The 26,170-nt window shown below is 68.4% G+C and carries 26 protein-coding genes and 1 pseudogene; 24 read left to right on the top strand and 3 right to left on the bottom strand.

Going from position 1 to position 26,170, the window contains the following annotated elements:
* The first annotated feature begins 46 nt into the window (after window positions 1-46).
* The gene (locus K3G64_RS22520) at window positions 47-469 is read left to right on the top strand and encodes a nitroreductase family deazaflavin-dependent oxidoreductase (protein WP_238887386.1); all 423 of its coding nucleotides are present in this window, start codon (window positions 47-49) and stop codon (window positions 467-469) included.
* Window positions 470-478: 9 nt separating this feature from the next.
* On the opposite strand, the gene K3G64_RS22515 is transcribed toward K3G64_RS22520, so the two are convergent.
* On the bottom strand, window positions 479-1,675 hold the full coding sequence (locus K3G64_RS22515) for a thiolase family protein (protein ID WP_238887384.1): 1,197 nt from the start codon (window positions 1,673-1,675) through the stop codon (window positions 479-481).
* 93 nt (window positions 1,676-1,768) lie between these two features.
* On the opposite strand from K3G64_RS22515, the gene K3G64_RS22510 reads away from it, so the two are divergent.
* From K3G64_RS22510 to K3G64_RS22465, 10 genes are all read left to right on the top strand, one after another.
* Window positions 1,769-2,242, top strand: coding sequence for a winged helix-turn-helix transcriptional regulator (locus tag K3G64_RS22510; RefSeq protein WP_238887382.1), 474 nt, complete (start codon window positions 1,769-1,771; stop codon window positions 2,240-2,242).
* A gap of 155 nt (window positions 2,243-2,397) precedes the next feature.
* Entirely contained in the window at window positions 2,398-3,570 is a 1,173-nt protein-coding gene (locus K3G64_RS22505; RefSeq protein ID WP_238887381.1) for a LamG domain-containing protein, read from the top strand.
* Window positions 3,557-5,599, top strand: a complete 2,043-nt coding sequence (locus tag K3G64_RS22500) for a hypothetical protein (RefSeq protein WP_238887379.1) — start codon at window positions 3,557-3,559, stop codon at window positions 5,597-5,599. The genes K3G64_RS22505 and K3G64_RS22500 overlap by 14 nt, the downstream gene beginning before the upstream one ends.
* A gap of 140 nt (window positions 5,600-5,739) precedes the next feature.
* Window positions 5,740-8,343, top strand: coding sequence for a circularly permuted type 2 ATP-grasp protein (locus K3G64_RS22495; RefSeq protein ID WP_238887377.1), 2,604 nt, complete (start codon window positions 5,740-5,742; stop codon window positions 8,341-8,343).
* Window positions 8,340-9,272, top strand: a complete 933-nt coding sequence (locus K3G64_RS22490) for a transglutaminase family protein (RefSeq protein ID WP_238887375.1) — start codon at window positions 8,340-8,342, stop codon at window positions 9,270-9,272. The genes K3G64_RS22495 and K3G64_RS22490 overlap by 4 nt, the downstream gene beginning before the upstream one ends.
* On the top strand, window positions 9,265-10,326 hold the full coding sequence (locus tag K3G64_RS22485; RefSeq protein ID WP_238887370.1) for a zinc-binding metallopeptidase family protein: 1,062 nt from the start codon (window positions 9,265-9,267) through the stop codon (window positions 10,324-10,326). Before K3G64_RS22490 ends, K3G64_RS22485 begins: the two co-directional genes overlap by 8 nt.
* Window positions 10,327-10,435: 109 nt before the next feature.
* Window positions 10,436-11,275 carry a DUF3097 domain-containing protein gene (locus tag K3G64_RS22480; RefSeq protein WP_238887368.1) on the top strand — a complete coding sequence of 280 codons (840 nt, stop codon included), beginning with the start codon at window positions 10,436-10,438 and terminating at the stop codon, window positions 11,273-11,275.
* 35 nt (window positions 11,276-11,310) lie between these two features.
* Window positions 11,311-12,639, top strand: coding sequence for a replication-associated recombination protein A (locus K3G64_RS22475; RefSeq protein ID WP_238887366.1), 1,329 nt, complete (start codon window positions 11,311-11,313; stop codon window positions 12,637-12,639).
* 88 nt (window positions 12,640-12,727) lie between these two features.
* Window positions 12,728-13,105: an ArsR/SmtB family transcription factor gene (locus tag K3G64_RS22470; protein WP_238887362.1), complete on the top strand. Its 378-nt coding sequence runs from the start codon at window positions 12,728-12,730 to the stop codon at window positions 13,103-13,105.
* A complete protein-coding gene (locus K3G64_RS22465; protein WP_238887360.1) occupies window positions 13,102-13,572 on the top strand; it encodes an SRPBCC family protein in 471 nt (156 codons plus the stop codon). The genes K3G64_RS22470 and K3G64_RS22465 overlap by 4 nt, the downstream gene beginning before the upstream one ends.
* A 56-nt stretch (window positions 13,573-13,628) precedes the next feature.
* Here the strand turns inward: K3G64_RS22465 and K3G64_RS22460 are convergent, their stop codons facing one another.
* The gene (locus tag K3G64_RS22460) at window positions 13,629-13,940 is read right to left on the bottom strand and encodes a GlsB/YeaQ/YmgE family stress response membrane protein (RefSeq protein WP_238887358.1); all 312 of its coding nucleotides are present in this window, start codon (window positions 13,938-13,940) and stop codon (window positions 13,629-13,631) included.
* Between the two features lie 71 nt (window positions 13,941-14,011).
* Window positions 14,012-14,632: a hypothetical protein gene (locus K3G64_RS22455; protein WP_238887356.1), complete on the bottom strand. Its 621-nt coding sequence runs from the start codon at window positions 14,630-14,632 to the stop codon at window positions 14,012-14,014.
* A 156-nt stretch (window positions 14,633-14,788) separates the two neighbouring features.
* Between K3G64_RS22455 and K3G64_RS22450 the strand changes: the two genes are divergently transcribed.
* From K3G64_RS22450 to aroQ, 13 genes and pseudogenes are all read left to right on the top strand, one after another.
* On the top strand, window positions 14,789-15,178 hold the full coding sequence (locus K3G64_RS22450) for a secondary thiamine-phosphate synthase enzyme YjbQ (RefSeq protein ID WP_238950937.1): 390 nt from the start codon (window positions 14,789-14,791) through the stop codon (window positions 15,176-15,178).
* A 147-nt stretch (window positions 15,179-15,325) separates the two neighbouring features.
* A complete protein-coding gene (gene alaS, locus K3G64_RS22445; protein ID WP_238950936.1) occupies window positions 15,326-18,052 on the top strand; it encodes an alanine--tRNA ligase in 2,727 nt (908 codons plus the stop codon).
* On the top strand, window positions 18,049-18,639 hold the full coding sequence (gene ruvX, locus K3G64_RS22440) for a Holliday junction resolvase RuvX (RefSeq protein WP_238887349.1): 591 nt from the start codon (window positions 18,049-18,051) through the stop codon (window positions 18,637-18,639). The genes alaS and ruvX overlap by 4 nt, the downstream gene beginning before the upstream one ends.
* Window positions 18,632-19,873: an endolytic transglycosylase MltG gene (locus K3G64_RS22435; RefSeq protein WP_238887347.1), complete on the top strand. Its 1,242-nt coding sequence runs from the start codon at window positions 18,632-18,634 to the stop codon at window positions 19,871-19,873. Before ruvX ends, K3G64_RS22435 begins: the two co-directional genes overlap by 8 nt.
* Window positions 19,874-19,895: 22 nt before the next feature.
* Window positions 19,896-20,690 carry a shikimate dehydrogenase gene (locus K3G64_RS22430; protein WP_238887345.1) on the top strand — a complete coding sequence of 265 codons (795 nt, stop codon included), beginning with the start codon at window positions 19,896-19,898 and terminating at the stop codon, window positions 20,688-20,690.
* Window positions 20,691-20,699: 9 nt separating this feature from the next.
* Window positions 20,700-21,128: a prepilin peptidase gene (locus K3G64_RS22425; protein ID WP_238887343.1), complete on the top strand. Its 429-nt coding sequence runs from the start codon at window positions 20,700-20,702 to the stop codon at window positions 21,126-21,128.
* Between the two features lie 46 nt (window positions 21,129-21,174).
* The gene (locus K3G64_RS22420) at window positions 21,175-21,561 is read left to right on the top strand and encodes a nuclear transport factor 2 family protein (protein WP_238887342.1); all 387 of its coding nucleotides are present in this window, start codon (window positions 21,175-21,177) and stop codon (window positions 21,559-21,561) included.
* Entirely contained in the window at window positions 21,558-22,040 is a 483-nt protein-coding gene (locus K3G64_RS22415; protein WP_238887340.1) for a DUF3237 domain-containing protein, read from the top strand. The genes K3G64_RS22420 and K3G64_RS22415 overlap by 4 nt, the downstream gene beginning before the upstream one ends.
* Window positions 22,037-22,642: a TetR/AcrR family transcriptional regulator gene (locus K3G64_RS22410; protein WP_238887338.1), complete on the top strand. Its 606-nt coding sequence runs from the start codon at window positions 22,037-22,039 to the stop codon at window positions 22,640-22,642. Before K3G64_RS22415 ends, K3G64_RS22410 begins: the two co-directional genes overlap by 4 nt.
* 137 nt (window positions 22,643-22,779) lie before the next feature.
* Entirely contained in the window at window positions 22,780-24,000 is a 1,221-nt protein-coding gene (gene aroC / locus K3G64_RS22405) for a chorismate synthase (RefSeq protein WP_238887336.1), read from the top strand.
* Window positions 24,000-24,500: pseudogene (locus K3G64_RS22400) on the top strand (shikimate kinase); the annotation flags it as partial. The gene aroC and the pseudogene K3G64_RS22400, both read left to right, overlap by 1 nt.
* 139 nt (window positions 24,501-24,639) lie before the next feature.
* Window positions 24,640-25,725 (top strand): 3-dehydroquinate synthase, encoded by a 1,086-nt coding sequence (aroB, locus tag K3G64_RS22395; protein ID WP_238887334.1) that lies wholly within the window; start codon window positions 24,640-24,642, stop codon window positions 25,723-25,725.
* Window positions 25,722-26,156 (top strand): type II 3-dehydroquinate dehydratase, encoded by a 435-nt coding sequence (aroQ, locus tag K3G64_RS22390; RefSeq protein WP_238887333.1) that lies wholly within the window; start codon window positions 25,722-25,724, stop codon window positions 26,154-26,156. Before aroB ends, aroQ begins: the two co-directional genes overlap by 4 nt.
* Window positions 26,157-26,170: the final 14 nt, after the last annotated feature.

Below are 26,170 nucleotides of genomic sequence, written 5' to 3'. Positions count from 1 at the left end.
TGAATTATCGCGGAATACGCCGCGGCGTTGGACGGCTGGAGAAGAAGTGACCGAGATCTCCGACATCAATGCGTTCAACGCCACCGTCATCGACGAGTTCCGCGCCAACGGCGGCAAGGTAGGCGGCCCCTTCGAGGGAGCCGATCTGCTGTTGCTGCACACCACCGGCGCGAAGTCGGGCCAACAGCGGATCTCGCCGCTGGCCTACTTCACGATCGAGGGCAGGCTCATCATCATCGGCTCCTACGCCGGCGCCGACAAGGATCCGGCGTGGGTGCACAACCTGCGGGCCGACCCGCGGGCGCGCATCGAGGTGGGTACGGAGGCCTACGACGTGGACGTCCGCGAGCTGCCGACCGCCGAACGCGACGCGCTCTACGCCAAGGTGGTCGAGGCCGTGCCGGTGTTCGCCGACTATCAGGCCAATACCAACCGCGTCATTCCGCTGTTCGAGCTCGTCAAGGCGTGACGCCGGTGGCTAGAGGCGCTCGATGACCGTGGCGTTGGCCATGCCGCCGCCCTCGCACATCGTCTGCAGCCCATAGCGGCCGCCGCGCTGTTCGAGGGCGTTGACAAGTGTCGTCATGAGCCGCGCGCCGCTGGCCCCAAGCGGGTGACCGATCGCGATCGCGCCGCCGTTGACGTTCGTCTTCGCAAGTAGAGACGAAGCCGGCGCTCCCGCCAATTCCTGCGCCCACGCCAGCACCACCGGCGCGAAGGCTTCGTTCACCTCGAACAGATCGATATCAGTGACTGCGAGCCCAGCGTTGCTCAACACCTTCTCCGTTGCGGGGATGACGCCGGTCAGCATGTAGAGCGGGTCGGAGCCGACGACGGTCATCGAGTGGATTCGAGCCAGCGGGCGCAGGCCGAGTTCGGCGGCCACCTCGCTTGTGGTGATCAGCACCGCCGCGCTGCCGTCGGACAGCGGCGAGGAGCTGCCCGCGGTGATGCGCCACCCGATCTGGGGGAACCGCTGTTCGTATGCCGGGCTGTAGAACGCGGGCTCCAGCGCGGACAGCGTGTCGACCGTCGTCCCGGGCCGGATGATCTCGTCGGTGGTGAGCCCGCCGACCGGAATCAGTTCGTCGTCGAACCGGCCCTCTTTCGTCGCCGCAGCGGCCTTCTCGTGGCTGGACGCGGAGAACTCGTCGAGCTGCTGGCGGGAGAGCCCCCACTTGGCGGCGATCAACTCGGCGCTGATGCCTTGTGGCACCAGGCCTTCGGGGTAGCGCTGTGCCATCGCGCCGAACGGGTCGCTGCCCGGCAGCACGCTCGAGCCCATCGGTACCCGCGACATCGACTCCACACCGGCGGCCACCACGACGTCGTAGGCACCCGAGATCACCCCCTGCGCGGCGAAGTGGATGGCCTGCTGGCTGCTGCCGCACTGCCGGTCGATGGTGGTGCCGGGCACGGTCTCCGGAAAGCCGGCGCCGAGCACGGCGTTGCGGGCGATGTTGACGGCCTGATCGCCGACCTGGGTGACGGCGCCGGCGATCACGTCGTCGATGGTGGCCGGGTCGATACCGGTCCTGGCGACGAGCTCGGTGAGGCTGTGGGCGAGCAGGTCGACCGGCAGGACGTCGTGCAGGGCACCCCCGGCCTTGCCCTTGCCGATCGGGGTGCGTACCGCCCCGACGATGACGGCGTCCCGATATCCGTATCCGGTCATGGTGTCTCCTGTGCCAATTGCTGAGTAATCAGAGCTATACCCAGCTATACCAGCTAGGTATAGCCAAAACAACTCAGGGGTAGAGTGAAGTGCATGACACTCCTGGAGGGCCCGCTCACCGACCGCGACTCCTGGTCTGCGGTGGGTGAGTGCCCGATCGAGAAGACCATGGCGGTGCTGGGGACGAAGTCGGCGATGCTCGTCATGCGCGAGGCGTACTACGGCACCAACCGGTTCGACGATTTCTGGCGGCGGATCGGCATCACCAAAGCCGCTGCCGCGGCACGTCTCTCGGATCTCGTGGCGGCCGGCTTGCTGGAGCGGCGGCCGTATCAGGAGCCCGGCCAGCGCAGCCGGGACGAGTACGTGCTGACCGAGGCCGGCCGCGACTTCATGCCGGTGGTGTGGGCGATGTTCGAGTGGGGCAGGCGCCATCTGCCGAACCGGACGCCGCTGCGCCTGGCGCACCGCGGCTGCGGGGCCGAGGCCACCGTGGAGATCCGCTGCGCCGACGGACACCGCGTGCCGCCCGACGAGCTCGCGGTGCGGCTGAGCGGACACGGTTAGCCCCGTCCGGCCACAAACAACCCGGCACGGGGTTTGGGTGCCTAGTGTCGGCCCCCGCCGCGGACCGGTTCCCGGGAAGCGGTGCAAAACCTGTCGGGGCCACTGCCGAGGGTGCGAGAATCCGACCGCGCCGGTCGCCGGTTTCAGGGGGTGGAATGTCCGATCCATGGGAGCTCATCTGCCACCACACGTACTCGGGCACACCGGGCGTCGTCTACGACCGTTCTGTCGGTCACGGCAGTCACGGTGAGGTGCTGGGGATCGGGGCACCGGCCTTCGTTGCCGACGGTGCCACGGTCGGGTCCGGCGCGGTCCGGATACGCGAGGACGGCGAACGCATCTATGTCCCGCCGAGCGCCAGTTGGTCGCCTCTCGGCGGTCTGCGGGCCGAGCTCACGGTTCGCCTCGACAGCCAGACCGCGGGCTTGGCCCTGCATCTCGGCGGCGGGCCGCGCTGGCTGATGTCGGGCTACCGGTTCAACTTCGCCGTGGTGGGCCCCCGGCTGCAGGCGAGCTTCAGCCAGGCGCCGACCCCCGCTGCACCGGTGAAACCGCCGACCTGGATGGGCCCGAGGACCGGCCCGCTCAAGTTGGTCCAACGCAAGAAGACGTCGTGGGGATCGGATCTGATCCGTACGGACCTCCATGGCCTGGGCCCGAATATCGCGGTCCCCTACGACCGGTGGGTCACCCTAGCCGTGGCCCACGACGGTTTCTCCACCATCGAGCTGGCGATCGACGGGGTTCCGGTGGCTCGCACCGTCCCCCGATGGCCGGTGTTGCCCGAGTACGGGTTGTGCATCGGCAACACCATGCATGTCGAATTTCCGATGGTGGGCTCTGTCGACGAGGTCAAGGTGTGGCGACTGGATCCACACCGGATCGCGCGCGACTTCTTCGACCGCCCGATGGACGAGAGCACGAGGGCATGCTGGGAGGAGTTCTTGAGGTGGCTCCTGCGCTGGAGGGAGGACAATCCTGACTGTGCACAAGAGCTCGACGACCGCGTGGATGCGCTGCTGCGCGACATCGCCGCGGGTATCAACGCCGATGATAAGGCGTCGGAGCGATTCGAACGGTCGCGGCGGCGTTACCGCGAGTTGTGGCGTGCCAACGAGATGGGCGGTCCCGAGATGGCGGCATTGCTCGAGCGGGCGGCCGCCGACCTACGGACCGACGGTATGCCGGATCGCCCCGCCAGTCTTCGCAGGCTGGTTGACTCAGAGTGCTATCGGCGATTCAGAGCTGAAATGCCCTCGCTCGACTGCGATCCCACGCTAGCGGCATATCTCGGCGGACCCGAGGGCGGCGGCAATGGCGCTCACTAGACTCGACGCCGGCAACAACACCACCAACGCCACGACCTACGCCAGTGGCACCATTACTCCCGGCGCCAACCGAGTGATCTGTGCGTTCGTGGCCAATTTCGCAGGCGGTTTCGGCGCCGGTGCACCCCAACCGGTGGTGACCGGAAACGGCGTCGTGTGGGATCTCGTCGATTCGGTGACCATGGGCTCGAACGGCAGTCGACGGCTTAGTTGTTTCGTCGCGCGCGGTCCGGCGCCCACGGCGGGCCCGGTGACATTCACTTTCACCGCCCAACAAGACCTTTGCGCCTGGTCGATCTTCGAATACGACGCGGTCGCCGGCGACACCACCGCGGTGGTCACCAAGCGGTCGAAAGTCGTGGTGCCCAACGTCGCCACGCTGTCGATCAGCCCGAACCCGTCTGCGGGTCAGTACGAGGTATCGGTCGGCGGCGTCCTCGTCGAGGCGCCCAACCAGGCGAGCCGGGTCGTCGCCGCGGGCGCCGATTGCACACAGATCCACATCCAGGCCCCGACCCAGCAGTTCGCCAGCTCGGCGACTCTGCACACCGAGGAGCGCGTGACGTCCGGAGCCCTGACATGGAATTGGAACGGCGCCGCCAACGCGGTGGCCATCGCGTTCGCGGTGACGGTCGCGACGGCACCCCCGCAGCCTCCGCCGCCGCCCGATCCGATCGAAGCGCTGATCGCCAAGTTCGAGCCGATCCTGTTCTTCCACCGGGACGAGCGCTCCTTTCCCTCGGATGCCAAGCGTTTCGTCGAGCATTGCGCCCTGTGGCAGGCGACGTCGCCATTCGACGACAAGGCGTCGTGGGGCGCCGCCCCGCGGGTGAAGGCCGGCCAACTCTCGGCCGCCGCAAACGAGCCGGGGACCTTCCTGGGAACGGAGGCAACGGCTACCGGCGTCGTGGCCGAGGAACTGTTCCTCGAACTCGACGGCTGGATCGACAAGTCAGGCGCCGGCCAACCCTCCGTCACGACGAGCAGCGCCCACCCGTACGCCAATCGTGCCAAGATCCAGAACACCTACGCGACCAATGCGTCCCTGCGCGAGAGTCAATTCTGGTATCACGCAGAGTTTTTCGACACCGATCGACTGAAGCATCTTGCCGATCGGGTGCGGGTACCGGACCTGGGCGCGACCGTGGACAGCTTTCAGAATCCGGCGCTGCTGTGCTACTACTTCTTCTTTCCGGAACGGCAACTGGCCGTGGGCGGCGCGAATATCGAGGCCGTTGAAGCCGGATCGCACGCGGGCCAGTGGGCATGCATGGTCCTGCTGCTGGAGCGCGCGAGTGCCGGCGACGACTACGGGGAACCCACCGCCATAGGGATCACCGGCTCGCCCACCGTGCCGTCGACACCGAGCATGGTCGACGACGAATTCCGGACCGCGATGAAAGTGGTCACGTGGAATCCGGGTCAGCAACAACCCACGTTGACGGGGCAGCATCCCCAGTTGTGGGTCAGCCCCGGCACCCACAGCCTCTATCTCGACGATGCGGTGCATCCCGTGGCACCCTTCCCGCCGGGCAAGGAGCCCTCCGACAACGGTCTTGCCGACACGCCTTACTCGACGCCCGGGCGCGACGAAGACGTCGCGCTGTTGATATTGAAGTTGTCGAACCCGATCGGCTGGATCGCGTTGGGCCTGGAGGAACTGTTCGGTGGAACCGATCACCTCTGGGCCGACTTCGGGACCAATTTCCCCGCGGAGTCGGTGGCGCCGGACGGCGAGGTCGGGGCCGGGGGTGTCACCCTCCACCCGTCGAGCGTCACCCCGCCGGCCACCTGGTCGAAACCCACACCCTGGCGCTGTGCCCGCGACCTGCGGCTCGACGGTCGCCGCTACGACTACATCGTCGACCGGCCATCTCAACCGTGGTGGCCGAGCGACGACGGCAGGCAGGGGTTTCAAGGCCGGTGGGGTCAGCGTGTCGAAGCCGACCCGTTCAGTCGCAGGGCCGGCATGCGCTTCCCCGAGTTCTGGAAGATGTTCCTGCTGGCGGTCGAAGACGGCCGTCAATAGCCGACCGGCCATCACTGTCGGCGATGCGCCCGGTGGTACTCGCCCTGCGCGCGGCCGCGCCCTATGGTTTGATCAGCCGCTATGGGCGTGCGTGCGGCCGGCATCGTGGTCCCGTGGCGAGTGCGTACCGTTTCGCTCTGATGGCACTGCCGGCGCCGAGCGCGCCCGACTTCGACGACCTGCTGACCCGGTACCGCACGGCGCGGACCCAGCGGCCGCTGTTCGACGTGCATCCCGAGGCCGACAGCGGGTTCGACGAACTCCTCGATGCGACAGGGGAGGTCCGACCCGCATGGCGGGAATTCGCCGAATGCGTCGGGGAGCGTGGCCGGGCCGGACTGGCGCAGCTGGGGGCCGTCGTCCGCAACCTGGTCGACAACGACGGCATCACTTACATCCCCGTCGGCACCGACGGAGAAGCGGCTGAGCCGGAGCCATGGCGCCTGGACTCGCTGCCACTGGTGCTGTCGGCCGCCGACTGGGACGCGCTGGAAGCCGGAGTCGTGCAGCGCTCGCGACTGCTGGACGCCGTTCTCGCCGATCTCTACGGCCCGCAGCGGTCGGTGACCAGCGGAGTGCTGCCTGCGCAACTGGTCTTCGCCCATCCCGGTTACCTCCGGGCCGCCCACGGCATCGTGCTGCCCGGCCGCCACCAGTTGTTCCTGCACGGTTGCGATCTCAGTCGCGCCACCGACGGCGCCTTCCGCGTCAACGCCGACTGGACGCAGGCACCGTCGGGTGCCGGGTACGCACTCGCCGCCCGTCGAGTCGTCGCACACGCCATCCCCGACCTCTACGAACGCATCGGCCCTCGACCCACCACGCCATGGGCTCAGGCTCTGCGGCTGGCCTTGATCGAGGCCGCCCCGGAGTCGGCGGATGAGCCGACGGTGGTGGTGCTCAGTCCGGGCATCCACTCCGAAACCGCTTTCGACCAGGCATACGTGGCGAGCGTGCTCGGGTTCCCGTTGGTGGAGAGCGCCGATCTGGTGGTGCGCGACGGCACGCTGTGGATGCGCTCGATGGGCACACTCAGGCGTGTCGACGTCGTTCTGCGGCGCGTCGACGCCGACTACGCCGACCCGCTGGACCTGCGTGCCGACTCGCGCCTCGGCGTCGTCGGCCTGGTCGAGGTGCTCCGCCGCGGGACCGTCACGGTGGTCAACACCCTCGGCAGCGGCGTCCTGGAAAGCCCTGGGCTGCAGCGGTTTCTGCCTCAGCTGGCTGAACGCCTACTCGGTGAGGCGCCGCTGCTGGAAACGCCGCCGATGTACTGGGGCGGCATCGACACTGAACGATCACATCTGCTGGCGCACCTGTCGTCGTTGCTGATCCGACCAATCACCGGCGGTACACCCCTGGTGGGTCCGGCGCTGACGGCGGTACAGCGTGGCGCCCTGGCAGCCCGCATCGAGGCGGCGCCCTGGCAATTCGTCGGTCAGGAGCTACCGGAATTCTCCTCGGCGCCAGGTGATCACGGTCTCAGCGGACTGTCGGCCGCTAATGTCGGTCTGCGATTGTTCACCGTCGCGCAGCGGGGTGGCTATGCGCCGATGGTCGGCGGCTTGGGATACACGGTGGCCGCGGGGCACGCGGCCGATCGGCTCACGACGATCGCGGCCAAGGACGTGTGGGTGCGGGCGCCCGAGCGGATCACCGTCGAGCGGATCTCCGCGGCGGACGTGCCCGTGCCTACCCCGGGCCCGGTCAGCGCGGTCAGCTCGCCGCGGGTGCTGTCCGATCTGTACTGGATGGGCCGCTACGCCGAACGGGCCGAGCACATGGCACGCCTGTTGACCGTGACCCGCGAGCGCTGTCACGAATTCCGCTACCGCCGTGAGATGGCCGGCAGCGAGTGTGTGCCGGTCCTGCTGGCCGCGCTGGACCACGTGACCGGTACCGGCGACATGTCCGCCGATCACGACGAGCGGGTTGCGACCGCGCAGTCGACGTTGTGGGCGTTGACGGCGGATCGGTACCGGCCGGGCTCGCTCGCACAGTCGGTCGAACGGCTCGGGCTGTCGGTACGTTCGGTGCGCGATCAGTTGTCCAACGACACGTGGATGGTGCTGGCCGCCGTCGAACGCGCACTGCTGCACTCGTCAGCGCCGCCGGAGTCGCCTGCCGAGGCGGAGAGCTTCCTGTCCGCGACCAGCAGTCTCGCGCTGGCCGGCATGCTGGCGCTGTCCGGGGTGGCCGCCGAATCGATGGTGCGCGACGTCGGCTGGACGATGATGGACATCGGCAAGCGCCTGGAACGAGGGCTCGATCTCACGGCGCTGCTGAACGCGACGCTCACCACCGTGCGCAGCGCCGACGCCGAGCAGGCCATCACCGAGTCGACGTTGGTGGTGTGCGAATCCGCGGTCACCTACCGGCGACGGATGCTGGGCACGGTGAGCATGACCGCGGTAGCCGAACTGGTGCTGTTCGACGCGGCGAACCCGCGGTCGCTGGCATACCAGTTGGACCGCCTGCGCGCCGGACTCAAGGCGCTGCCAGGGTCGTCGGGGTCCTCGCGTCCCGAACGGTTGGTCGACGAAATCGGCACCCGGCTGCGTCGAGTCGATCCCCCCGACCTCGAGGGTGTCGCCGACGGCTCGCGCACAGAGTTGGTCAAGCTGCTCGAGCGGACGAACGAGGATCTGCGCGAGCTGTCCGGTGTCATCACCGCAATGCATCTGTCCCTGCCCGGCGGCATGCAGCATCTCTGGGGTCCCGGAGAATGGCGGCTGCTCCCATGACTTCGCCCTTCGATGGACCGACGCCGTCGCCGGACACCAGGGCCTACCGGGTCCGGCACCGCACCGCGTACCACTACAGCGACGTCGTCACCAGTTCCTACGGCCGCGGCTTCCTCACCCCCCGCGACGCCGCCCGGCAGCGCTGCCTGTCACACGAACTGACCATCGCGCCTGCGCCGGCCGACCGCTCAAGCAGCCGTGACGTGTGGGGCAACATCAGCTCGTACTTCCACGTGACCGAGCCGCACCGCACCCTGTCGGTGACCAGCGAATCGGTTGTAGAGGTCGACCCGCCGCCGCCGTGGCTGTACGGGTCCGGGTCGGCCATGGCGCCGTGGGAGATCGCCCGACCGGTCGGCACCGATGCGGCCCTCGCGGTCGAGTTCACCCTCGACCTGCAGCCGCCGGAGATCACCGATACCGTGCGGGACTACGCCGCATCGAGTTTCGCGCCCGGGAGACCGCTCGTCGAGGTGCTCGCCGACCTCACCCACCGGATACACGACGACTTTACCTACCGCTCCGGGTCGACCACGGTCTCAACACAGGTCAGCGACGTTTTGGCGGCGCGAGAAGGGGTATGCCAGGACTTCGCACGGCTGGCCATCGCCTGCCTGCGCGCCAACGGGTTGGCCGCCAGTTATGTGTCGGGATATCTGGCGACCGACCCTCCCCCCGGAAAGGAACGGATGATCGGTATCGACGCGACGCATGCCTGGGCCGCAGTGTGGACGCCCCAGAACCACTGGCTCGGAATGGATCCCACCAACGACCAGATGGTCGACGAACGCTACATCGCCGTGGGATACGGCCGCGACTACGCCGACGTGCCGCCGCTGCGCGGCATCATCTTCACCGCTTCGCAACGAAGCGTGATCGACGTCTCGGTCGACGTCGCGCCGTTCGACGGGGGAGTCCTGCATGCGTGACTTCCTGTGCCCGAACTGCGGCCAGCGGTTGGCATTCGAGAACTCGCTGTGCCTGTCGTGCGGGCGGCCGCTGGGTTTCTCGATCGACGACATGGCATTGTTGGTCATCGCCACGGGCGACGAACAGAGCCAGGCCGGGTTCACCGACGGCGACCGCTATCAGCTGTGCGCGAACATGCATCTCGCGCAGTGCAACTGGTTGGTCGAACGGGGTGATGTGCACAAGCTGTGCTCCGCATGCGAACTGACCCGCACCCGACCCCAGGACGCGGACACGACGGCGCTCGCCGCCTTCGCCGAGGCCGAGAAGGCCAAGCGGAGGTTGGTCGCCGAGCTGCACGAACTCAAGCTGCCCATCGTCGGCCGCGACGAGGATCCCGACTACGGCCTGGCCTTCGACCTGCTCGCCAGCGCAGAGCAGAAGGTTTTCACCGGACACCAGAACGGCGTGATCACACTTGATCTCGCCGAAGGCGATGACGTGCACCGTGAGCAGTTGCGCAAGGCGATGGACGAACCGTACCGGACGCTGCTCGGGCACTTCCGCCACGAGATCGGCCATTACTACTACTACCGACTCGTCAGCGTGTCACCCGAGTACGCGAACCGCTTCCACGAACTGTTCGGCGATGCAGATGCCGACTACCAGGCCGCACTGGACCGTCACTACGCCGACGGGCCACCGCCGAACTGGGAGCAGAGCTTCGTTTCCTCGTATGCCACCATGCATCCCGCCGAGGACTGGGCCGAGACCTTCGCCCACTACCTGCACATCCGCGACACACTCGACACCGCCGCCGCTTTCGGGCTCGCGCCCGCCGCCGCGACGTTCGAGCGTAAGGTGTTGGGCCCGAGCGGTTTCGACGCGATCATCGAGTTGTGGCTGCCGCTGTCGTGGGCGCTCAACATGATCAACCGGTCGATGGGCAAAGAGGATCTCTATCCGTTCGTGCTGCCGCCACCTGTGCTCGACAAGATGCGCTTCATTCACACGGTCATCGAGGAGATCACCTCGAACCCGGAGAGACTCGCCGAAGTCAGTGGCGGCGCCTGACGTCGGCGAGCTTCAGCGAACGTGCGCCCGGGTATCCGACAGTCGCGTCTCGGCGTGTCGCGGCCACTTGGTGTCCGCCGGCGCAGGGAGTTGGTCCTACGATCGCCCGGTGGCTGACCGCTATGGCTCCGACGTACTCGCCGACAACCCGCACCGCGCCAAGGTCCGCTCCACCGAACGACCGGTCGAGATCGGACTGGTCGTGGAGGATGCGCAGACCGGCTATGTCGGGGCCGTCGTGCGGATCGAGTACGGGCGGATGGAACTCGAGGACCGGCACGGGCGCAGAAAACCGTTCCTGGTCGGGCCGGGCTACCTCATCGACGGCCGCCCGGTCATCCTCACCCCTCCGCGCGGCGCCGCCCCGGACAGAGCCCGCACCGCATCGGGTTCCGTCGCGGTGACCGGAGCCCGCGGGAAGGTGGCGCTGAGAAGTCGGATCTACGTCGAGGGCCGCCACGACGCCGAACTCGTCGAGCAGGTCTGGGGCGACGATCTGCGCCTCGAGGGCGTCGTCGTCGAATGTCTCGGCGGCATCGACGATCTGGCCTCGATCGTCGCGCAATTCGGCCCCGGCCCCGGCCGACGCCTCGGCGTCCTCGTCGACCACCTGGTGGCCGGTTCCAAGGAGGCGCGCATCGCAGCCGATGTGAGCAAGGGCGCGGGCGGTGCGCACACCCTCGTCGTCGGCCATCCATACGTCGACATCTGGCAGGCGGTCAAGCCCGAACGCCTCGGCATCGAAGCGTGGCCGGTCGTGCCGAAGGGCGTCGACTGGAAGAAGGGCGTCTGCCGGGCGCTGGGCTGGCCCGCGACCGGACGGGCAGACACCGCCCGGGCCTGGCAGCGCATCCGCGGCCGGGTGCGGGACTGGAACGACCTCGAGCCCGCACTCATCGGCCGCGTCGAGGAGTTGATCGATTTCGTGACGGCGCCTGCTGACTCGTGACGCCACCGGCCAACACGTCGTGGTAAGCAGAACACGTGTCCGACGGTCTGTTCGACGTCCCCGGCGAGGCGCCTTCGACCGGAATAGCGGCCGTCGGCGCCTCGGCGCCGTTGGCGGTGCGGATGCGGCCGGCAACGCTCGACGAGGTCGTCGGCCAGGACCACCTGCTACAGCCGAACTCGCCGCTGCGCAGGTTGGTCGAGGGCTCGGGCGCGGCGTCGGTCATCCTGTACGGCCCGCCGGGAACCGGTAAGACGACGCTGGCTTCGTTGATCTCGCAGGCCACCGGTCGCCGGTTCGAGGCGCTCTCGGCGCTGTCGGCCGGTGTCAAAGAGGTACGCGCTGTCATCGAGACCGCACGGCGAGCGGCCGGGCACGGTGAACAGACCGTGCTGTTCATCGACGAGGTGCACCGGTTCTCCAAGACCCAGCAGGACGCGCTGCTCTCGGCGGTCGAGAACCGGGTGGTGCTGCTGGTCGCGGCCACCACGGAGAACCCGTCGTTCTCGGTGGTCGCCCCGCTGTTGTCGCGGTCGCTGATCCTGCAGTTGCAGCCGCTCGACGCCGATGCGGTGCGCACCCTGGTCCGCCGCGCCGTCGACGACCCTCGAGGACTCGGCGGCAAGCTCACCGTCACCGACGAAGCCGTCGAACTCGTCGTACAACTCTCCGCCGGCGATGCCCGCCGGGCGCTGACCGCACTCGAGGTGGCCGCCGAGGCCGGCGAAGAGGTCACGGTCGAGACGATCGAGCAGTCGCTCGACCGGGCCGCGGTGCGCTATGACCGCGACGGTGACCAGCACTACGACGTCATCAGCGCGTTCATCAAGTCGGTACGTGGCTCCGACGTCGACGCGGCGCTGCACTACCTGGCCCGAATGCTGATCGCGGGGGAGGACCCGCGGTTCGTCGCCCGCCGGCTGATGATCCTGGCCAGTGAGGACATCGGCATGGCCGATCCGACCGCGCTGCAGACCGCGGTCGCCGCCGCGCAGACCGTCCAGTTGATCGGCATGCCCGAAGCCCAACTGAGCCTGGCCCATGCGACCGTGCATCTGGCGACGGCCCCGAAGTCGAACGCGGTGACCACCGCGCTGGGCGCGGCGATGGGCGACATCAAGGCCGGCAAGGCGGGGCTGGTGCCCACGCATCTGCGCGACGGCCATTATTCCGGCGCGACGACGCTGGGCAACGCGATCGGCTACCGCTACAGCCACGACGACCCCGACGGCGTTGTCGCCCAGCAGTACCCGCCCGACGAGCTGGTGGGTGTCGACTATTACCGTCCCACGACTCACGGCAACGAACGGGAAATCGCAGGGCGGCTGGAGAAGCTGCGGGCGATCATCCGCCGCAGGCGCTGACGCCCACACCGAACCGCCCTTGACGCTGACCGCGCAGCGCCCTATGGTTTTAATCAACCAATTGGTTTATCAATGTGAAGGTTGACTGTTGGAGCGTGACGATGATGCCGAGACCCGGCTTGATCGCGCTTTCCTGGCGCTGGCCGATCCCGTCCGGCGCGCGATCGTGGCGCGCCTGTCGCGAGGACCGGCGACGGTCAACGAGCTGGCCGCTCCGTTCGACATCACCAAGCAGGCGGTGTCCAAGCACATCCAGGTGCTCGAACAGGCGGGTCTGGTCACCAGGACCCGCGAAGCTCAGCGGCGGCCCGTCCACCTGGACGCCGCGGCGCTGGAACGGATGACGAGATGGATCGACCGGTACCGGCTCGACGCCGAACGCAGTTACCGCCGGCTGGACGCCCTGCTGGCGGAGATGACAGATGACACCGAGATGAACACCGAGAAGAGAGGAACCGAGCAATGAACGCGCTCAATCTGACCGCACCCGTCGACACCCTGGCCATGGAGTTCACCCGAGAGTTCGACGCTCCCGTCGAGGCGCTGTTTCGCGCCCACGCCGAACCCGAGCTGGTGACGAAGTGGCTGGGCCCCCGGGACCTGGAGATGGACGTCGTCGAGTGGGTGTTCAAGAGCCACGGAGGCTACCGCTACACGCACCACAACGAGCACGGGGAGTTCGGCTTCAACGGAACCTTCCACACCGTCCGGGACAACGAATTCATCTTGCAGACCTTCGAATTCGATGGCGCACCCGACATGGTCAACATCGAATACCTGTGGTTCGAGGACCTGGGCAACGGCCGTTCCCGGCTACGCGGCCGCTCCATCTGCCCGACGATCGAGGCCCGTGACGCGCTGCTGTCGTCCGGGATGGAGGGCGGGATGACAGAGGGCTACGAGAAGCTCGATGAGCTGCTGAAGACGCTGTAGACGGGGGCGACCCCGGCTGCCGGGGGGCGCAGCCGGGGTCGCAAGGGGGGTCTTGGTTACCGCATCAAGCCGGACCGACGGCGCGTCCGCGTCACGCCGGTACGCCGGCGGCCCATCAGGGAGGCGACCAACGCGACGCCGACGGCGGCGACGACCACCTGGACCAACAACTCGATCCAGTCGACTCCGCGGGTCGCGGTCGGCAGGCCCAACGCGTGGGCGAGCCAGGTGCCGATGAAGGCGGACACGATGCCTACCAGGATCGTCACGAGGAAGCCGATCGGTTGCCTGCCAGGGAGCACCAAGCGGCCGAGAACGCCGACCACGATGCCGATCAGAATGGCGCTGATGATGCCGGTGATGGTCATGTCTCCTCCATGGGCCTGAGTGGAGCAGAAATACCCTTACGCAGGCGTAGATAAACGCCTCTCCGTACCGGTTACGCCAGTTCGGGGACCCTGAGTTGGGCGATCGCGAGTTCGAACTCGCCGACGTCGGTGATGTCGGCACCCAGTTCTCGGGTCCGCGAGTTGCGCAGTTCCCTGGCTTGCTCCCGGTTACGGTCCATGGCTTCGAGGCTGTCGAAGGTCGCCGACGACACGGCGCGCCCCGTCGAGCGATTGAGCAGCAGGCTGGCGCTGCAGAATCCCTCGAGATCCTCGAGTGCGGGCAATACCTCGGTCCGGTAGAACTCGACGGCCCGATCGGCGTGACCGGGTGGCATTCGCAGCCATGTGGCCCGCACACAAGCGCCTTCGCCCGAGCGGTGGTCACGGTGCAAGGCGCCGACTTCCCAGTGGTCGACGGTGGCTTCCCCGCCGAGGACATCAGCGGCGCGCTCGCGCAGCGCGGCCGCCTCGGCGCTGCTATTCCGCAGCGCATCGTCGGTTGCCCATGCGCTGGTGGCGATGCACAGACCGGATTCACGGTCGATCAGCAGCGACAGGCCGACGTATCCCTGCATCGCCGCGAGTGCGGGCATGGCCTCGTCGCGGATGAACGTGATTGCGTCGTCGATGGAAGACGGCCGCGCCTGCACAGTGGTTGATCGTGCGTACACGGATCACCCCTTACATTCCGGGGCGGCGCCCCGGTGGCGCCACCGGAGTACCCTTCAGCATCCTCTCGGCCGGCCGCCGATTCAATGGATCAGGCGACCGGACCGGGTTCTGATCTTGGATCGAGGGCTCGTACCCTCGACGACGTGGACTCCGACGTGCTCGACATCGACGCGGCGCGACGCCGCATCGTCGATCTGACCGACGAGGTGCGTGCCTTCTGTGACGGGCGCGGCGACGGCCTGTGCAACGTGTTCGTGCCCCACGCGACGGCTGGGGTGGCGGTGATCGAGACCGGCGCCGGCTCCGATGACGACCTGGTCGACACCCTCGACCGCCTGCTGCCGCGCGACGACCGCTACCGCCACTCGCACGGGTCGCCGGGACACGGCGCCGACCACGTGCTGCCCGCGTTGGTGTCGCCGTCGGTGACACTGCCGGTTCAGGACGGCCAGCCGCTGCTGGGCACCTGGCAGAGCATCGTGCTGGTCGATCTGAACCGCGACAACCCGCAGCGCAAGGTGCGGTTGAGCTTCATCGCCGGCTGACGGGCACCGAGCGCGGCGCCGGTTCGTTGACTTTCCGGGGCCGCCGATGGCGACCGGTACTGTAGTGCGGTCGAACAGTCGCAGGTTCACCGGCAACCCAGCGGCAACCCAGCATCATCGCAAGCGACGAACAAGGACGTGTCAGACGTGCAGACCCACGAGATCAGGAAGCGCTTCCTCGATCACTTCGTGAAGGCGGGCCACACCGAGGTGCCGAGTGCCTCGGTGATCCTCGACGACCCCAATCTGCTGTTCGTCAACGCCGGCATGGTGCAATTCGTGCCCTACTTCCTCGGCCAGCAGGCGCCGCCATGGGACCGGGCGACCAGCGTCCAGAAATGCATCCGCACCCCAGACATCGACGAGGTCGGAATCACCACCCGCCACAACACCTTCTTCCAGATGGCCGGCAACTTCTCCTTCGGCGACTACTTCAAGAAGGGCGCGATCGAGTTCGCCTGGACGCTGCTGACCAATCCTCAGGACCAGGGCGGGTACGGCTTCGACGCCGAACGGCTGTGGGCGACGGTGTATCTCGACGACGAAGAGGCGGTCGCGCTGTGGCAGGAGGTCGCCGGGTTGCCCGCCGAACGCATCCAGCGCCGCGGCATGGCCGACAACTACTGGTCGATGGGCATCCCGGGACCGTGCGGTCCGTCATCGGAGATCTACTACGACCGCGGCCCGGAGTACGGCGAGGGTGGCGGCCCGGTGGCCAACGAGGACCGCTACATCGAGATCTGGAATCTCGTCTTCATGCAGAACGAGCGCGGCCAGGGCACGTCGAAGGAGGACTTCGAGATCCTCGGCCCGCTGCCGCGCAAGAACATCGACACCGGCATGGGTGTCGAACGGGTGGCGTGCCTGCTGCAGAACGTCGACAACGTCTACGAGACCGATCTGCTGCGCCCGGTCATCGACCTCGTCGCCGCGGTCGCGCCGCGTCCGTATGGAGTCCACGGCTCACACGCTGATGACGTGCGTTACCGGATCATCGCCGACCACAGCCGTACGGCGGCGGTCATCATCGGCGACGGAGTCAGCCCGGGCAACGAGGGCCGCGGATACGTGCTGCGCCGGTTGCTGCGCCGAATCATCCGCGCCGCCAAGCTGCTCGGTGTCGAGCAGCCCATCATGGCGGATCTGATGACCACGGTGCGTGACGCGATGGGACCGTCGTATCCCGAACTGGTCGCCGACTTCGACCGAATCCAGCGCATCGCCGTGGCCGAGGAGACCGCGTTCAACCGCACCCTGGCCTCCGGTTCCCGGCTGTTCGACGAGGCAGCGCGCGCCACGAAGGCCTCCGGGACCGACAAGCTGTCCGGCCGCGACGCGTTCACGCTGCACGACACCTACGGTTTCCCCATCGAGCTGACCCTCGAGATGGCCGCCGAGGCCGATCTCAGCGTCGACGAAGAGGGGTTCCGCGGCCTGATGGCCGAGCAACGGGCGCGCGCCAAGGCCGACGCCGCGGCCCGCAAGCAGGCCCACACGGACCTGTCGGCGTACCGCGACCTGGTCGACGCGGGACCGACGGAGTTCACCGGCTTCGACGAGCTGACCACCGAGGCGCGGATCCTCGGCATCTTCGTCGACGGCAAGCGGGTCCCGGTGGTCAGTCGCGACAACCAAGCCGATCGAGGGGCCGGGCCCGACCGGGTCGAGCTGATCCTCGACCGCACCCCGTTCTACGCCGAGTCCGGCGGCCAGATCGCCGACGAGGGCAACATCGACGGTGCCGGTGCGTCCGGCGCGTCTGGAACGTCTCGGGCCGCCGTCACCGACGTGCAGAAGATCGCCAAGACGTTGTGGTCGCACCGCGTCAACGTCGAATCCGGCGAGTTCGTGGAGGGCGACACGGTGGTGGCCGCCGTCGACCCGAGGTGGCGCCACGGTGCCACGCAGGGGCACTCGGGCACCCACATGGTGCACGCCGCCCTGCGACAGGTGCTGGGGCCTAACGCGGTCCAGGCCGGCTCCCTGAACAGGCCCGGCTACCTGCGATTCGACTTCAACTGGCAAGGCCCCCTGTCCGAGCAGCAGCGCACCGAGATCGAAGAGGTCACCAACCAGGCCGTCGAAGCCGACTTCGAGGTGCACACGTTCACCACGGAGTTGGAGAAGGCCAAGGCCATGGGCGCGATGGCGCTGTTCGGCGAGCAGTATCCCGAGCAGGTGCGGGTGGTCGAGATCGGCGGCCCGTTCTCGCTGGAGTTGTGTGGCGGCACGCACGTGCACAACTCGGCACAGATCGGCCCGGTGACCGTTCTCGGGGAGTCGTCGGTCGGTTCGGGCGTGCGCCGCGTGGAGGCCTACGTCGGCCTCGACTCGTTCCGCCACCTCGCCAAGGAACGCGCGTTGATGGCCGGCCTCGCGTCGTCGCTGAAGGTGCCGTCGGACGAGGTTCCCGCCAGGGTGGCAAACCTGGTGGAACGGTTGCGCGCAGCCGAAAAGGAACTCGAGCGGCTGCGGCTGGCGAGTGCCCGCGCCGCGGCAGCCAATGCCGCCGCGGGAGCGGAAGTTATCGGTAAGGTCCGTGTCGTGGCGCAGCGGATGGCCGGCGGGATGTCGGCTGCAGATCTGCGCACCCTCGTCGGGGACATCCGCGGCAAGCTCGGCAGCGACCCGACCGTCGTCGCCCTGATGGCCGAAGGTGAGAACGACGCAGTGCCCTTCGTGGTCGCGGTGAACGCCGCGGCACAGGACCTCGGCCTTCGGGCCAACGACCTGGTCAAGCCGCTTGGCGCGGCCGTCAACGGCCGTGGTGGCGGCAAACCCGACCTGGCGCAGGGTTCGGGCAGGGGGGCCGCGGGTATCGACGCGGCGTTGGCCGCGCTGCGCGCAGAGATCGACCGGAGCGCCAGCGCGTGAAGCCCACACCGACGGGCGACGAGCCGCTTGGGCGAAGAGCACCAGGCGACCGCCGGCCCGATCGGCCCGCCGGCCCTCTCGACCCTCCGGACCCCGGCCGCGGTCGGCGGATCGGCATCGACGTCGGCACGGTGCGGATCGGGGTGGCGGCCAGCGACCCGGACGGCATCCTGGCAACGCCGCTGGAAACGGTGATGCGTGACCGCCGCAAACATTCCGACAGGCACCTGCGCCGGCTCGCGGGCCTGGTCCAGGAGCAGGGTGCGGTCGAGGTGGTCGTCGGGCTACCCCGCACGCTCGCCGACCGGTCCGGGTCATCAGCTGAAGACGCCGTCGCGCTGGCCGACGCGCTGGCGCGGCGCATCGCACCGACACCGGTGCGACTGGCCGACGAACGACTCACTACGGTTGTGGCCCAGCGCTCGCTGCGCGAGGCCGGCGTGCGCGCCAAGGGCCAACGGTCGGTCATCGACCAGGCGGCCGCGGTAGGGATTCTGCAGAACTGGTTGGATCAACGACGCGCGGCAACGACCACGCGAGCAGCGAGTTGTCACGGTGGCGCGCACGGAGAGGTCGGCGATGACTAACCACTGGAGCCGGGAGCGGGCAGAACCCGTAGCGGTCGGTCCGCCCCGACGCCGGGTTACCCGCGCGGACCGTGCCCGGGAGGCGCGCACCCGCCGCAGGCGTCGTATCGGCGCTGTGTTGATGCTGGGCGTGCTTATCGTCGTAGTCGTCGGTGTGGTGTTCCTCGGCTCCCGGCTGTGGCACTCGTTCTTCGGCAGCAACGACTTCTCCGGTGACGGTGTCAACGACGTCGTGATCCAGGTGCACGACGGCGACTCGACCACCGCGATCGGCAACACACTGAAGGAGAGCAACGTCGTCGCGACCGCAGGCGCATTCATCGACGCCGCTGAGGGCAATGCCGCGATCGCGTCCATCCAGCCCGGCTTCTACAAGTTGCGCACCGAGATCCCGGCTGCGAACGCGGTTGAGCGGCTGGCGGACCCACAGAACCGGGTGGGCAAGCTGACCATTCCCGAAGGCCGCCAACTCGACGACGTTCGCGACGTGAAGACCAACGCGGTCACCGAGGGCATCCTGACGATGATCTCGCAGGCCACCTGCGTCGACCTCGACGGAGAACGCAAGTGTGTTTCGGCTGACGCGCTCAAGGAGGTGGCGGCCACCGCACCTCCAGCCCTGCTGCAGGTGCCCGAGTGGGCGGTCGGACCCGTGACCACGATGGGCGACGACTCCCGTCGCCTGGAGGGGCTGATCGCACCCGGTACCTGGAACATCGATCCGTCGGCACAACCGCAGGACATCCTCGCGACCCTGATCTCGGTCAGCGCGACCCGGTATGCGCAGGGCGGCCTGCTCGACGCGGCCGCTGCGACGAACATGTCGCCCTACGAGATCCTCATCGTGGGTTCGTTGGTGCAGCGGGAATCGACGCCGGAGGACTTCGGCAAGGTCGCCCGTGTCATCTACAACCGGCTCGCCGAGAACCGCACCCTTGAGTTCGACTCCACCGTCAACTACGCGCTGGACCGCATCGAGGTGGCCACCACCGATGTCGACCGTGGCCAGATGACGCCGTGGAACACCTATGTGCGGCCTGGACTTCCGGCTACGCCGATCTGCTCGCCGAGCCAGGCGGCGCTCGCCGCCGCCGAGAACCCCGAGTCGGGGGACTGGCTGTACTTCGTCACCATCGACATGCAGGGCACCACCCTGTTCACCCGCGACTACCAGCAGCACCTCGCCAACATCGAACTGGCACAACGCAACGGGGTCCTCGACTCCGCGCGGTGACGGCGATTTGGGCGGATGCGCGATGAGCGGTAGGGCACGTCGAGCCGCGGTGTTGGGTTCACCGATCGGGCACTCGCGGTCACCGCAGCTGCACCTGGCGGCGTACCGCGCGCTTGGCCTGCACGACTGGACCTATGAGCGCATCGAGTGCAGCGCTGAGCAGTTGCCCGCGGTGGTCGGTGCATTCGGGCCGGAGTGGATCGGCGTCTCGGTGACCATGCCCGGCAAGTTCGCGGCACTGAAGTTCGCCGAAGAGCGCACCGCGCGGGCGGAACTGGTCGGCTCGGCCAACACGCTGGTGCGCGTCGGCTCTGGCTGGCGCGCGGACAACACCGATGTCGACGGGGTGACCGGTGCCCTGGGCGCGATGTCGGGCCGGTCGGCTGCGGTGCTGGGCTCGGGCGGAACCGCGCCCGCCGCCGTCGTCGGGCTGGCCGAACTCGGGGTGCGGGAGTTGTCGGTGGTGGCGCGCAACCGGCAGAAGGCCGAGTCGCTCGTCGCGTTGGCGGACCGGGTGGGGATGCGCGCGCGCTGGGTCGAGCTCGGCATGCCGGTGAGCGGCGTGGACGTCGTGGTGAGCACCATCCCCGCCGACGTGGCAGGGCGATGTGCCGATACGGTCGCTGGCGTTCCGTTGCTGCTCGATGCGATCTACGATCCGTGGCCGACGCCGCTGGCCGCCGCGGTGCACGCGGCCGGCGGCCGCGTCGTCAGCGGGCTGCAGATGCTGCTGCACCAGGCGTTCGCGCAAGTCGAACAGTTCACGGGCCTGCCGGCGCCCCAAGAAGCGATGAGGGCTGCGCTGGAGCGGGGTTAGCCTTCGAGCGTGGGGGCGGTACTGGCGGGTTGTGCGTTGGCCTGGCTGACGATGTTGAGCGTCTACGACATCTGCCTGCGGCGATTGCCGAATGCCCTCACGCTGCCGGGCGCTGCTGTCGTTCTGATCGCAGCCGTGGTCGCCGGGCGCGGCCTCCCCGCTGTGCTCGGCGCGCTGCTGTTGTTCGGCGGTTATCTGCTGGTGCACGTACTCGCGCCCGGATCGATGGGCGCGGGCGACGTCAAGCTGGCGCTCGGCGTCGGCGCGCTTACCGGTGCGCTCGGCACCGACATCTGGGCGGTCGCGGCGTTGGCGGCACCGGTCGGATCGGCGCTGTGGGCCTTCATCAGCGTGGGACGCGGTGTCAAAACCACGGTGCCGCACGGGTTCTCGATGTGTCTGGCCACGGCGGTTGCCGGCGTGATGGCGATCGGCTGACCGCACAAACTTGCATACTCACGGTAGGTAGATGCATACTCAGGGTATGAAACAAGCAGAACTTGACCTGGAATCCGTCGCGGTTCGCTACTTCGCCGCATGGGAGAGGCGCGATCCGGACGCGATCGCCGCGCTGCACAGCGAGGACACCCGGTTCTGGACGCACATGGGCGGAGAGCCCGCTGTCGGCCGCAGCGCGGTACGGGACACCTTCGCCGGCATCTTCGCGCAGTTCCCGGACTTCTCGTTCGAGACGTATCGCGTGCTGTACGGCTCTGATCACTGGGTGCTGGACTGGGCGCTGATCTCCGGGGCTGTGCGCTTCGACTGCCTCGACGTCGTCATGGTGTCACCGGAGGGGCTGGTCACGCGCAAGGACACGTTCGTCGACCCGATTCAGCTGCAGGCCGCGCTGAGCGAGGTCAGCGCATGACCGCGGCGGCGCAGCTGCCCCTGGTGGACGCGCTTCCGGTCGAGCACCTCTTCGACATGCATGTGGATCTGCTTCCGGCGCAGCCGATTGCGACGGCCCTGGGAACCCGCATGACATTCGTCGCGACCGGCGGGAGCCTGCGGGGACCGAAGCTGGTCGGTGATGTGCTTCCAGGTGGCGGCGATTGGCTCGTCGTCGGCAGCGATGGTGTCGGACGCGTCGATGTGCGGGCCACACTGCGCACCCACGACGGTGCCCTCGTTCACTACGAGGCCCGCGGCGTCATCAAGGTGCCCGCGGACGGACTGGGCCGGTTGGCCGCCGGTGAGGTGCTGGGATTCGACGAGACCTATGTCCGTACGACGCCGACCTTCGAGACTGCCGACGAACGGTACGCCTGGCTGAGTCAGGTCGTCGCCGTCGGCTACAACGTGTTGTCGCCCAACCACATCGACTACCGCGTCTACCGGGTGCTGTGAGTCCCTCCAGGATCTCCAGGCGTACCCAGGCCGAGCGCACCGAGGCGACCACCGCGGCCCTCGTCGACGCGGCCAGGGAGTTGTTCGCCTCCGACGGCTACGAGTCGACCTCACTGGACGCTGTCGCGGCGCGTGCCGAGGTGACCAAAGGCGCGGTCTATCACCACTTCGCGGGTAAGCGACAACTCTTCGAGGCGGTGTTCACGCGCGAGGTCGAGCGGATGACGGCACCGTTGTTGGCCGCGTACCGCCGCAAGCGCGACCCGTGGCAGGCGTTCGCCGCCGCATGCCGCGCATTCCTCGACGAGTGTCTGGAACCCGGCACGCAGCGCATCGTGCTGCTGGACGCCTTCACCGCGCTGGGGTGGGACGACATGCGCCGTCTGGAGACACCACTGCTGACGATGATGCAGACCGGCATCACCCGGGCGGCGGATGCCGGACGTATCACCGATCGTCCGCCCGGACCGTTGGCCCACTTCCTGTTCGGGGCGCTCTGCGAGACGGCGATGATCATTGCGCGCGCCGACGATCAGCGGGCCGCGCACCGCCAAGCGCTCGCCGAGATCCGCCGTGTCCTCGACGGCCTCGCGACCTCCTAGTGGCAGGGCGATCCGAGCAGATGCCGGGCGTCACCCTGCTCGTTTCGCCGCTGTAACGCCTGGGTTTGGGTCTCGTGCCGGACGGCCTGGCAGCGGGTGAATCGGCGCCGCGTGGCCGACGTGCGAAAATGGGACACGTGTTGCGATGGACTACCGCTGGTGAATCCCACGGCCGCGCCCTGGTCGCGGTCGTCGAAGGCATGGTCGCCGGTGTCCACGTCACCTCCGACGACATCGCCGCGCAGCTCGCGCGACGGCGACTCGGTTACGGCCGCGGGGCCCGGATGAAGTTCGAGCAGGACCTGGTCACGCTGCTGGCCGGCGTGCGCCACGGACTCACGCTGGGCGGTCCGATCGCCGTCGAGATCGGCAACACCGAGTGGCCCAAGTGGGAGACCGTGATGGCCGCGGATCCGGTCGACCCCGACCGACTGGCGGACTTGAAAGACTCAGCCCGCAACGCGCCGCTGACCCGGCCCCGGCCCGGGCACGCCGACTACGCCGGCATGCTGAAATACGGGTTCGACGACGCCCGGCCGGTTCTCGAACGCGCGAGCGCCCGCGAGACCGCCGCCCGCGTCGCGGCGGGCACGATCGCCAGGGCGTTCCTGCGCGACGCCCTCGGCGTGGAGGTGCTCTCGCACGTGATCTCGATCGGCGCCTCCGACCCCTACGACGGCCCGCCGCCGCAGGCTGCCGACCTGGCCGCCATCGACGCCAGCCCCGTGCGGGCCTTCGACGAGGCGGCCGAACAGTCCATGATCGCCGAGATCGAGGCCGCCAAGAAGGACGGCGACACACTGGGCGGCGTCGTCGAGGTCGTCGCCAACGGCCTGCCCGTCGGACTGGGTTCGTTCACCAGTGGCGACAACCGGTTGGACAGCCAATTGGCCGCCGCGGTGATGGGCATCCAGGCGATCAAGGGCGTCGAGATCGGCGACGGGTTCCGCACCGCGCGCCGCCGGGGCAGCGTCGCCCATGACGAGATGTATCCCGGTCCCGACGGTGTGCTGCGCTCGACGAACCGGGCGGGTGGCCTGGAAGGCGGGATGACCAACGGCCAGCCGTTGCGGGTGCGCGCGGCGATGAAGCCGATCTCCACCGTGCCGCGGGCGCTGGCCACCGTCGACATGGCCACCGGCGACGAGACCGTCGCGATCCACCAGCGCTCGGACGTCTGCGCGGTGCCCGCCGCCGGTGTCGTCGTCGAGACCATGGTGGCGCTGGTGCTGGCGCGCGCGACGCTGGAGAAGTTCGGCGGCGATTCGCTGAGCGAGACGCGCGCCAACATCGACAACTACCTGCGGGCGGTCGCTGCGCGGGAACCGTCCGCCGAACCGCTGCAGGCGTCGCACTGATGGCGCCCAGGGCGGTACTGGTCGGCCTGCCCGGATCGGGCAAGTCAACGATCGGCCGTCGCCTGGCCAAGGCCCTCAACCTCACGCTGCTGGACACCGACGCGGCGATCGAACAGGCCACCGGGCGCAGCATCGCCGACATCTTCGCCACCGACGGCGAGCAGGAGTTCCGTCGCATCGAGGAGGAGGTCGTGCGCTCAGCGTTGCAGACGCATGACGGTGTGCTGTCGCTGGGTGGCGGCGCGGTGACGACTCCCGGTGTGCAGGAGGCCCTCGCCGGCCACACGGTGATCTATCTCGAGATCAGCGCCGCGGAGGGGGTGCGCCGTACTGGCGGCAGCACCGTGCGGCCGCTGCTGGCGGGCGGCGACCGCAGCGAGAAGTTCACGGAACTGATGACCGCGCGCGTCCCGCTCTACCGGCGGTTGGCGACCATCCGGGTGAACACCAACCGGCGCAACCCGGGAGCGGTGGTGCGCTACATCGTCGACCGACTCGAGAACAACGACCGACCCCGCCCGCCGCGCAGGCGCCGCCGTCCACCGTGGCGCCGCGACCCGTCCTCGCTCACCGCAGAACCGAGCACCGGGGCGCCGCCGTCACCGGCGGCGGTCGCAGCCCGCAACGCGAAGGCCAACCGTGACTGAACCCGTGACCGTGGACGTCCACGTCGATCCGCCGTATCCGGTCATCATCGGCACGGGTCTGCTCGGTGAGCTGCAACGCGTGCTCGAGGGCAGGCACAAGGTGGCGATCCTGCACCAGCCGGTGCTCGCCCAAACCGCCGAGGCCATCCGGAAGATGTTGTCCGACAACAGTATAGATGCCCACCGCATCGAGATCCCCGACGCCGAAGCCGGTAAGGACCTGCCCGTCCTCGGATTCATCTGGGAAGTGCTGGGCCGCATCGGGGTCGGCCGCAAGGACGCGATCGTGAGCCTGGGCGGGGGAGCGGCGACCGACGTCGCGGGTTTCGCGGCGGCCACCTGGCTGCGCGGCGTCGACATCGTGCATGTGCCGACCACGCTGTTGGGCATGGTCGACGCCGCGGTCGGCGGCAAGACCGGCATCAACACCGATGCGGGCAAGAACCTGGTGGGAGCGTTCCACCAACCCGCCGCCGTGCTGGTCGACCTGGCCACCCTCGAGACGTTGCCGCGCAACGAGCTCGTCGCCGGGATGGCCGAGATCGTCAAGGCGGGTTTCATTGCCGATCCCACGATCCTCGACCTGATCGAAGCCGATCCGGAAGCCGCCGTCGATCCCACGGGAACCGTTCTGCCGGAACTCATCCGACGCGCCATCGCCGTCAAGGCCGAGGTGGTGGCCGCTGACGAGAAGGAATCGCAGCTGCGCGAGATCCTCAACTACGGCCACACCCTGGCGCACGCCATCGAGCGTCGCGAACGCTACCGTTGGCGGCACGGCGCGGCCGTGTCGGTGGGTCTGGTGTTCGCCGCCGAACTCGGCCGCCTCGCCGGCCGGCTCGACGACGAGACCGCGGACCGCCACCGGTCCGTGCTCGGGGCGCTGGGCCTGCCGGTCAGCTACGACGCCGACGCGTTCCCCGAGTTGCTCGAGAACATGGCAGGCGACAAGAAGACCCGAGCAGGCGTGCTGCGTTTCGTGGTGCTCGACGGACCGGGCAAGCCCGGCCGGTTGGAGGGGCCGGACCCGTCGCTGCTGGCGGCGGCCTACTCGGAGATCGGAACGGCGGTGTCATGACGAAGACGGTGTTGGTGCTCAACGGTCCCAACCTCGGGCGGCTCGGCAGCCGCGAGCCAGAGGTCTACGGCAGCACCACGCATGAAGATCTGATCGCGCTGATCGAGCGCGAAGCCGAGGCGCTGGAGTTGAAAGCCGTTGTCCGCCAGAGCGACAGCGAAGCCGACCTGCTGGGTTGGGTGCACGCCGCCGCCGATGCCGGGGACCCGGTGATCCTCAACGCGGGCGCGCTCACGCACACCTCGATCGCCCTGCGGGACGCCTGCACCGAACTGAGCGCGCCGCTGATCGAGGTGCACATCTCCAACGTGCATGCCCGCGAAGAGTTTCGGCACCACTCCTACCTGAGCGCGGTGGCCACCGGGGTGATCGTCGGCCTCGGCGTACAGGGCTACGTGCTGGCGCTGCGGTATCTGGCCAGCCTCGGCTGAGCCGGTCGGTCCGT

Source organism: Mycobacterium sp. IDR2000157661 (genome assembly GCF_022317005.1).
In the GTDB taxonomy this organism is placed as follows: domain Bacteria; phylum Actinomycetota; class Actinomycetes; order Mycobacteriales; family Mycobacteriaceae; genus Mycobacterium.
This window is presented reverse-complemented; position numbering and strand designations above follow the sequence as displayed.